Here is a 9023-nt window from a genome sequence, read left to right as displayed (position 1 = left end):
GGTAGAGCTCGATGGTTCAGAATCAGCAGATGAGGACGGCACCATTGAAAGCTATAGCTGGAGTCTGGCCGGAGCCGTTATTGCCACCGGAGTTAATCCTGTTGTGACCCTTCCAGTCGGGAGCCAGCAAATTGTCTTAACCGTAACCGATGATGATGGGCTGACGGATACCGATGAGGTGGAAATTAAAATTAATGAGCCGGCCAATCAGGCGCCCGAAGCTGATGCAGGGAATGCTCAGGAGGTAACAGATAATGATAATGACGGACAGGAAAGAATAGAACTGGATGGATCAAAAAGCAAAGACAAGGATGGAACCATTGTTTCCTACAGCTGGACCATCAACGGGGAGGAAATAGCGACCGGAGAACCCCCTGCCGTAAGCTTATCAACAGGGGAGCATACTATCCGCTTGACCGTTACGGATGATGATGGACTGACAGATTCCGATGAGGTGGCAGTGACTATCCATGAAGCTCCGGAAAAAGCTCCTGTAGCAGATGCAGGAGAAGACCAGGTGCTGACGGACGTGGACGGGCTGGGAGAGCTGGAGGTAGAGCTCGATGGTTCAGAATCAGCAGATGAGGACGGCACCATTGAAAGCTATAGCTGGAGTCTGGCCGGAGCCGTTATTGCCACCGGAGTTAATCCTGTTGTGACCCTTCCAGTCGGGAGCCAGCAAATTGTCTTAACCGTAACCGATGATGATGGGCTGACGGATACCGATGAGGTGGAAATTAAAATTAATGAGCCGGCCAATCAGGCGCCCGATGCCGATGCAGGAGGGAATAAAGAAGTAACAGATACGGACCTTAATGGCTCCGAAATAGTAACACTGGATGGCTCGGGGAGTTCCGATCCGGAAGGCAATATTGTGGCCTATAGCTGGAGCATAAACGGGGAAGAAATAGCGACTGGCGTAAATGCCACCGCCGAACTGGGCATTGGCACTACCACCATCGTGCTTACGGTAACCGATGAAGGTGGATTGACTGACACGGATGAAGTGATTTTCAGAATCCTGGAAGGAGAGGATGAGGGAGGGGGAGAAACAGAAAACATTTCCCCTGTTGCTGTTGCAGGGAACGACCAGACGCTGACAGATACCGATATGGATGGAAAGGAAGCCGTTAGCCTGGATGGATCTGCTTCCACAGATGAGGATGGAACTATTGTTTCGTATAGCTGGAGCGTAAATGGAGAAGAGATAGCTACAGGAATGAATGCTACCGTTGAGCTGGATACGGGTACCCACAATATCCTTTTAACGGTAACAGACAATGGTGGATTAACAGCGACCGATGAGGTAATTATCATTATTAATGAAGGTGAAGAAACCGGTGGTGAAGGAAATGGAGATGGGGAAGGAGTGGATGAACGCATCGCCTTTCTGCCAAACCTGTTTTCTCCAAATGGAGACCAGATGAATGACTATTTTATGCTCCATGCTACAGGAATAGATAAAATACATTGGAGAATTTACAACAGGCAGGGAAGGCTGGTGTATGAAACCAAAGATGTTGCAGAAGCAACCATGGTGGGTTGGGACGGTCGTGCCAATGGTGAGCCTCAGCCGGAAGGATCTTATGTGTGGATTCTGGAGGGAAGTTATGAAGACGGAAGCCCTGTTTTAGTGAATGGTGATGTAAAAGGGAGTGTAACCTTAATTCGATAAGCATGCAATTTTTTCAACTAGTCTTGAGTGCCTTGCTACTCATTGTAATTTGCAGTACCGGTGCGCTTGCCCAGCTCCCTGCTTTTAGCGGATTCTGGTTAACGCCCCAGTTAACGGCCCCAACTGCTATGGCCATAAATCAGGATTACCGGGTAACTGCCCACTACCGCCGGCAGGGCTCGGAAGAAACTGGCGGTTACCGAACCTATATGCTCAGTGGTCAGCTCCCCCTGTATACCTCTTCAAATAACCATTTTGGTACTCTGGGGCTAAGTCTGGCCCGCGATGAAAGTGGTGCCTCTTATATTTTTTCCAATACAGGAGCAATGCTCACCTACCTCTACGATGCTGCCCTTTCGCGTCGGCACCACCTGCTTGGTGGTGTGCAGGCATCCTACTACTGGAGAAAGGTAGACTGGAGTGAAGTTACTACCAGCAACCAGTTCGTCAACGGGAACTTTGACCCGACCATAGGACCGGGAGAAGCGTTTTCGGAAGATCCGGGACAGGCATTTTTAGGCAATGTGGGGCTGGCTTACTACTTCACAGATTATGAAGGAGAGCAGCTGTTCCATATTGGCGGCGCCCTTACGAACGTAAATAACGGCAGCTTTACCTATTTGATGGGTAACGAAGACCAGGTGGTGCCAAAAACAATAGTAGGTTATAGCCACATAAGACTTTATAGTAATCCTTCATTTGATGTTGTATCAGACTTTTACTGGCGAAGCCAGGAGCAGGTCCATGACCTGACGGGGGGGCTGCAGCTTAGAAAAGGAACCTCAGGCCTGTACAGTATGTCTGCCGGTTATTTTGGCGCGGGACTTTATTATTCGCAGGATAAAACCGGTATGGTGGCAGTACAGCTGGTGCAGTCAGACTGGCTGTTCGGTATCAGCTATGAAATGCCTTTTGCCAGCCAGCCTTTACGTAAAATTCAAAGTGGTTTTGAAGTCAGCCTGGGATGGCGGGCAAGCCGGCAGGAGGATCGGAATCCCTACAGGAGAAAATACCGGAGAAAACTTCCATGGGAAAGCAAAAACAGTTTACCCTGGCTAGACAGGTAAACTGTTTACGAAGGGTAAGGAGCAGAAACCCTTTGATGAGCCCTAAAAACCCTCTACCTCTTTTTTCGTTAAAGCAAGGAAATCAAAGCGAAAGACAATCAGAAACAGTGAGCAAACCTGGTGGAAGATTGCAGCATCTCAACAACCTTTTTACCAGTTTTAAATGTTTGTGAAGTTTTTTCACTCTGGTCTAACTATTGAATTAATTTATATTTATGCCATTTTTTAAGCTTGAGGATATTTTTGCCGAACGATACCTGCTGGTAGAGTTACTCAGTAAAACCAGGTCTTTTGAGCTGTGGAAAGCAAAGGACCAGCTGGCTGAAGAGGTGGAAGTCATGCTAAAAATCCATACCCCGGAAAAAGAGCCGGCACAGGAAGGGGTGGAACAGCTTCGGCAGGAGTTTTCCTCTTCACAGGCCCTTTCGCACCCCCACTTATTGAAGGTGAACCATTTTGATATATGGAATGGATATGCTTTTCTGGTAATGCCCTATTGCCCCGGAGGATCTTTGAAAAGATTACTGGATGAGAAAGTATCTTTTAGTGAAAGGCAGGTAGCCCGGCTCATGAGCCAGATGGGAGCCGCTTTGGAAGTCTTACATCAGCATGAAACTCCTGTTCTGCACCAGGAGGTAAGGCCGGAAAATATTTTACTTGCCCAGCCCGATATCTTCTTACTGGCTCACTTAAATATGGGAGCCCTTACGGGTGAAGATTCTGGCCATACCTACTCCGCTCTTTCAGAAACAGAAGCTTACGCTCCACCGGAGAGCAATAATTTGTTTGAAGAAATGGAGCCCTCTGCGGATATTTATTCCTTAGGAGTGGTAATGTATCAAATGTGTACCCAATCTCTTCCTCCGACCCGGTTAACAGGTGAAAGTTCTGAACAGGGAGTGGTAGCAAAGCTATCAGAGCAGTATTCTACTGAATTAAGCGGATTAATACAGGCATGCTTATCTGCAGAGCGGATTAAAAGACCGACTGCGAAGGAACTGCATGCAAGGGCAGAACATTACCTGAATGCCGGTAGCTGGGAATTGCCCCATAGCAGCACCGAAAAGGGTGGCTCAGCCAGGAAGATTATACTGTATACCCTTGCCGTGGCTGTTTTTCTACTGCTGATCATTAGCTCGTTCTGGGCGTATAAAAATGATGATCTTCATTTTTCAGCTGGTGGGGAAAGGAGTAACAATTCCGCAAAGCAGGAGGACCTGGATGCTATGCTCATTTCTACCCTGGAAGAAGAGTTGGAGCAAATGGAAAAGCGGGCCAGGGAACTGGAAATGGAAAACAGGCAGTTAAAAGGAACTGATTCCCCTGGTTCTATCCTTATGAACAATGAAGAGCCTTTAGCAGAAGAGGAACAGGAACAGTTACCGGATAAAACTCCACAGCAGCCTATGCAAGAGCCTGAGGAGTCCCCGGCAGAGCCCAGGTCTTCGGTACAGGCTTCCGGGAGAAACGATGTTAGCCATAAAAGCGCCCTGCCTGGAGTGAAGGAAACCACCAGAGAAGAAACAGCATCCTTAATGCCGGAAAAACTGGAAGTCCAGCTAAATACTATTTCTAACCCTTCTGTTTCACAGGAAAAACGGAAAGCTCTGAAAGAAGATTTAATGTCTCTTTTTAGCGAGCAGGCAGGCAGAATACTGGAAGAAAAGGAAGGTGAAACGAATCAATATTCGGCCAGTATATTTTTAAACCTTCTGTACAAGGTTCCTCATTCCATAGAGGTAGAGGAAGTGAAAATGGATGAAAATCAAAAAATTACTGAAATACGCTTAAGCATGCAGGCTCAAAGATAAACCAATTTGTCTGCTGGTGGAGTAGGGCCGGATTTCTCCATTGGAAGGAACAGCTTTTAGAACTCCTTATACCTGCCAGATGGAAGCTTTTGATCAGATTAAGAAATGAATAGAATCGAAACCAATAAATTCAGAAAGCCAGGAGGGTGGAAGTTCCTGCTCTCCGGACTGCTCATATTATGGGCCGCTTTTCCTGTTCTTGCTCAGGTAGAACCTTCTGTTAAAGCGCCTACTGCTGAAGAAATGAACGGAGAGGCTACCATTAAAATAGATCCTGAATTGTACAGCCAGAAGGCCTTACAGAAAACAGCGGATTTAGGTACTTATCTTGCCATTATCTCCGACCGCAGCAATAGTATGGCAGAGGCGAATAAAGCCGTGGAATTAGCCGTTGATCTTTTTATTAATGAGGATGCGGAAGTGGAGGTTTCCGGGCCGGAAGGAAGGAACAGATACAAAGTAAGGGCTTACCTCAACCGGCTTAAGTTATTGGAGTACGATAAAATTGAAATCAGCTGGACAGATATTTCCTACGTTAGCGATTTGAAAAAAGGTACCGATGGCAATTACTACGGCGTTATCACCCTTCAGCAAAGGTTCAAAGGATTTAAGGATAATGAGGTGGTATATGGCGATGTAACTGAAAAAAACATTGAAGTGATGGTAGTGCCATACCAGAAAGCTGCCGATGGAGTGCAACAGCAAAAGTGGGATGTTTTCCTCTCCGATGTTGGAGTGGTGGTAACCAAGTTTGATCAATAGGAGCAATTTTCTGCCTGATTCTGCCCTTTAGCAGACAGGCGGAAATTGATGAACAGCATGATTCATAAAACGAAATACAATTTTTTAGAATTGAAGAACACAAAGGTAATTTCCGGGGTGGTGTTGATTCTTTTATTCCTTTGTTTTCCATTTGCAAGCCAGGCGCAGTTATATGCCGATCATGAAGAAAACTTTGCTTATGAAGTAAAGCAGATCGATGAATTCTTTGAGCGCTTCAATAATGAAAATACCCTGATTAAGCGATACCTGTCGAACCACTACAGTCAGCTAGAAGTAAGCCGTGAAGAATTGCTAAAGTCTCTCTTTAACTTCCAAAGTCCGTACATCCGGCCCGAAGAGGCACTCCGGTTTATTGAACAGGTGCATCAGCAGGAAAACCCTCTCAGGCTGAGCTTTTATGATGATAAGTGGTTTGCTAAAGTAAAAGCTTCGGTATTGTATGAAGGAAAAGAGCGGGAGCTCTTTTTGCTGATGAGCGTTCAGGAAGAGCAGAACGGAGGCAGTAAATGGGTTATAGAAGAGGTGTTTGCCGACTTTTTGCTTGCTCCGGCGGTCAAAGATTCTACCGCCTTTTTAAATCCTATGAGTCATGCTACCGATTTTATGGGGCTGAACAAGGTGTTTGAAAACCCTGAAAAAGTAAAAGGTTATCTTTCTTCCGATTACCAGGATGACCAGCTGCCAAAACTGGTAATGGAACTGCAAAATAAGAAGGTTTCCTTCCGGGAAGTGGAAGATATTTCCTATCATTTTTTACAGGTAGACGGCTGGATTTTTACAGTGGAAGATTTTCAGCGACAGGAAAAAAATGCTGGTTGGCTCATTAACAGGCTTATGCCGGCGAATGCGACAGAGAAAAAAGCCTATATGGAAACCCTTTTACAGCCAGAAATATGAAAGCGTTTAAATATTGCTTCCTGCTCATTTTTGGGATGGGACTGCTCTTTTCCACTCCATCCTTCTCCCAACAATTTTCAGTGCGGGATCAGGAAGAAATTGCGTACCAGGCCCGGCAAACACTGAATATGTACCAGGATCTGCTCAACGTCATTTCTTATAAAGGGCTTGCCAATCCTTCTGAAATCCAGAAGATGATCAGGGATAGTTATACAGAATCCAGAAGCAGGATTTTTTATTCGGAAGCGGCTATCATAGAGGACAATGTAAACCCCGCCAACATTGGAGCAAGCAGCAGGCAGGATAAAGCGGTGGCAGATTACCTGAAGTATTTTGACCTGGCCTACGAAAAAGAAGAGGAAGCTACAGTAGAATTCTCTGACTTTGAAACCTCCCATTTAAAATTTTCTTCTTACCCGTACATAAAAGTTAAATATACCAGCCTTTTCAAAGGAAGTCATAAGGAAGATACTACTGATTACAAGGCTGTTGACAGGGTAGCTGAATTACGAGCGGAAAAGGAGGGTGGTAAATGGAAAACCTATATCACCAGCATTCTCTATTATGATCCTCAGGAGCCTTTTAATTCCTCGGAAGGAAATGTTGAACTTGACCAGTCCAACTCTGGCAATAGCACCTTTGCAAGTTTATCTAAAGAAGTAGCCGGAAGCGCCTCTCGTCCTGTAGGGGGCGGAGCACGCTCGGCAGAAAAGGATTCTGTTTTTAACCATCAAATTAGAGTAGGAGAAGCCGCACTGGCCGCCGAACAGCTGGATAAGGCCTTTACAGCTTTTTCTGCTGCAGGAAAAATTTATCCCGACCATCCTGACCTCCGGAAGAATTTACTGGAGCTGGCCCGGGCCCAGAATAACCTAATCAGCAGGCCGGAAGCAGGTTTTGCTGAATTAAAAAGGATGGCAGATAAAGCCTTTGAGGCCCGGCTGTACGGAGAGGCAAAAAATCTCTACTCCGAAGCCTTGCGCTTAAAGCCGGAGGAAGAGCAGCTAAAGGTAAAAATTGAGAAGCTGGAAAGGATTATCCGGCAGTTAGCCCTCCTGGAAAGCAAATATCTGGCGGGTGAGTATAAACAGGCTATAAAAGATTATAACAAGGCGATTAGGGAAGACCAGTCGAATCCTGATTTTTATTATGGCAGAGGAAAAGTTTTTGAACAGCAGGGAGAGATAAAAAAAGCGCTGGAAGATTATTCAAGGGCTATCGCGCTGGATGGTAATTTTATTCAGGCCTTACGAGCAAGGGCCAGCCTTTTTACTGAAACACAACAATTTTATGAAGCGGTAGCAGATTATTCGCTTTTGCTTTCTGATCCGGATAACAGGGCCGCCTTTTACCCTGAACGTGCGGAAGTAAAAAAGAAGATGGGGGATTTAAAGGGTGCCCTGGAGGATTACACAGCTGCCATTCGATATAATCCTGAAGTAGCCCCTTTTTACTTTGAAAAAGGGATGCTCCTTTTAGCGCTGAAAAATGAAGAGGAGGCAATACAGGCTTTTACCAGTGCCATCGAAATAGACGCCCAGCAACCATCTTTTTTCTTCCAGCGGGGAATGGCAAATGCCGCCATCGGTAATTTAAAGGAAGCTTCTTCTGATTTTGAGGTAGCCCGCAGGCTGGGACTGAAAGAGGAACAGAAAAACAGCATTCAGGAGCTGGCTTTAAGCTATTATTCCCGCGGGGAGGGAGCAATGGATAACAAAAAATTCGGAGAGGCAGTGGACAGCTTCTCCCGGGCTCTTTTAATTGCTCCCGGAGAGGGGAGGTTCTGGCTAAGGAAAGGAGATGCTTTTTTTGCCCTCCAGGCTTACGACAGTGCTATTGAACATTACACGCATGCAGTAAAGTACGACAGCCTTTCTTTCGCTTTGTTCAGGAGAGGGCTGGCCTACCAGAAAAAAGGTGAGGAAGGTTTAGCCCTTGATAATTTCAGGCGCTACATTCCCATAGGACAGCAGGTAATTGCACGTGCAGAAGAAGTTGGGGAAGGAAAAATTCCCATCGCCTCAGGCCGGTTTGTGGAGGAAGTGGCGGCAGCCTGGTATGCCTTGGGATATGCCCAACTGATAAACCGGCAATTTAAGGAAGCCATTGAAAGCCTGCAAAATGCCATTGAGGAAAGAAAGTTTTATCCTGAAGCTTATTTTGCCAGGGGGAGCGCTTATTTCGCAATAGGTGATTTTAAAAGAGCTGTTAAAGATATGGAGGAAAGCATCCGGATGGGCCTTTCAGACCCGGAGGTGTTTTTTGCGCTGGGAAAAGCTTATGTAGCAAATGACCAGCAGAAGGATGCGGTTTTTAGTTATTCGCATGCAATAAAATTAGATCCGGCCTATGAAGAAGCCTATAAAGAAAGAGCCTTCAGCTACCTCTACTTTCAGCAGTATGATTTAGCCCTGCAGGACCTCAAAAAGGCTTTGTCTTTAAATGAAAATCTTAAAAATGATGTGGAATTAATGGTAGAAAAAGGTTTCGCTGAACTGCGGTTAAATAAGCTAAAGGAAGCAAAGGAATCTTTTGAGCAGGCCCTTCGCCTGGATGGGAACCATGCCTGGGCATTATTCGGAAAGGCTGCAGTCCTTGGGCAGGAAGGTAAGCAGGAAGAATCTCTGGACCTTTACCGGCAGGCTTTTCAGACCGGCAAGATTGAATGGGCGGACATAAAAAATGATCCGATTCTCAGGCAGACCCGGAAGGAAAAAGCTTTTAAGGAACTGGTGAAAGCGTACTTTTAATTTCGCATGCTCTGCCAGCAGGAATATTCAAGGCAGCAGA

The 9023-nt window shown here is 45.9% G+C and carries 6 protein-coding genes; all 6 read left to right on the top strand.

The genetic code is table 11. From position 1 onward, the window contains the following. On the top strand, nucleotides 1–1675 hold a 1675-nt coding region (locus F752_RS0113760; protein WP_026135739.1), incomplete at its 5' end, for a gliding motility-associated C-terminal domain-containing protein. Nucleotides 1676–1677: 2 nt separating this feature from the next. After that, nucleotides 1678–2742, top strand: coding sequence for a PorP/SprF family type IX secretion system membrane protein (locus F752_RS0113755; RefSeq protein WP_081604575.1), 1065 nt, complete (start codon nucleotides 1678–1680; stop codon nucleotides 2740–2742). 215 nt (nucleotides 2743–2957) lie between these two features. Next, on the top strand, nucleotides 2958–4553 hold the full coding sequence (locus F752_RS0113750) for a serine/threonine protein kinase (protein WP_017732328.1): 1596 nt from the start codon (nucleotides 2958–2960) through the stop codon (nucleotides 4551–4553). A 105-nt stretch (nucleotides 4554–4658) separates the two neighbouring features. Then, on the top strand, nucleotides 4659–5315 hold the full coding sequence (locus F752_RS24200; RefSeq protein ID WP_017732327.1) for a hypothetical protein: 657 nt from the start codon (nucleotides 4659–4661) through the stop codon (nucleotides 5313–5315). 90 nt (nucleotides 5316–5405) lie between these two features. Continuing rightward, entirely contained in the window at nucleotides 5406–6233 is an 828-nt protein-coding gene (locus F752_RS0113740) for a hypothetical protein (protein WP_152425143.1), read from the top strand. Beyond that, nucleotides 6230–8983, top strand: coding sequence for a tetratricopeptide repeat protein (locus F752_RS0113735; RefSeq protein ID WP_017732325.1), 2754 nt, complete (start codon nucleotides 6230–6232; stop codon nucleotides 8981–8983). The genes F752_RS0113740 and F752_RS0113735 overlap by 4 nt, the downstream gene beginning before the upstream one ends. Nucleotides 8984–9023: the final 40 nt, after the last annotated feature.

It is taken from the genome of Nafulsella turpanensis ZLM-10 (genome assembly GCF_000346615.1).
In the GTDB taxonomy this organism is placed as follows: domain Bacteria; phylum Bacteroidota; class Bacteroidia; order Cytophagales; family Cyclobacteriaceae; genus Nafulsella; species Nafulsella turpanensis.
Note: the sequence above shows the minus strand (reverse complement) of the source record. Positions and strands in the feature narration are given on the sequence as shown.

Excerpts from the sequence above, each read along its gene's own strand:
- F752_RS0113750 (WP_017732328.1), top strand. The coding sequence starts at position 2,958 with ATGCCATTTTTTAAGCTTGAGGATATTTTTGCCGAACGATACCTGCTG.
- F752_RS0113735 (WP_017732325.1), top strand. The coding sequence starts at position 6,230 with ATGAAAGCGTTTAAATATTGCTTCCTGCTCATTTTTGGGATGGGACTG.
- F752_RS0113755 (WP_081604575.1), top strand. The coding sequence starts at position 1,678 with ATGCAATTTTTTCAACTAGTCTTGAGTGCCTTGCTACTCATTGTAATT.
- F752_RS24200 (WP_017732327.1), top strand. The coding sequence starts at position 4,659 with ATGAATAGAATCGAAACCAATAAATTCAGAAAGCCAGGAGGGTGGAAG.